Source organism: Streptomyces sp. NRRL F-525, assembly GCF_000716605.1.
GTDB lineage: Bacteria > Actinomycetota > Actinomycetes > Streptomycetales > Streptomycetaceae > Streptomyces.
On the sequence record NZ_JNXE01000173.1, the window covers coordinates 1 to 343 of the forward strand.

The window sequence follows — 343 nt, forward strand, 5'->3', positions numbered from 1 at the left end:
CCTAGCCCCGGCCCGATGTGGCCGGGGCAACGCGTGCCCGAAACAGGGGCACCCTGACCAACTACGCCCCCAACCACCGGGAGCCCGCACGTGACCGACACACCTAACGACCCCCAAACCCAAGCCAAAGCAGCACGAGCCCGCCAGAAAGCCGACGCCCTGGCCAAGAAGGCGGACAAGCTGACGGCCCAGGCTGAGCAGCGTGCCAGCCGGGCGTTCGACATGTACGGCCGGTTCCCCGGCGGCCAGCCGCTGCTCACCGGCCACCACTCGTACCGAAGTGCCCGACGTGCCAAGAACCGCGCCGACGCAGCCTCCGACCGTGCCATCGACGCCTACAAGG

Annotated in this window: 1 protein-coding gene; it reads left to right on the forward strand. The window is 69.7% G+C overall.

Annotation, left to right across the window (positions count from 1 at the left end; translation table 11 throughout):
• Positions 1-90 precede the first annotated feature (90 nt).
• The coding region (locus OO69_RS48390; RefSeq protein WP_033287431.1) for a DUF3560 domain-containing protein at positions 91-343 on the forward strand (253 nt) is incomplete at its 3' end.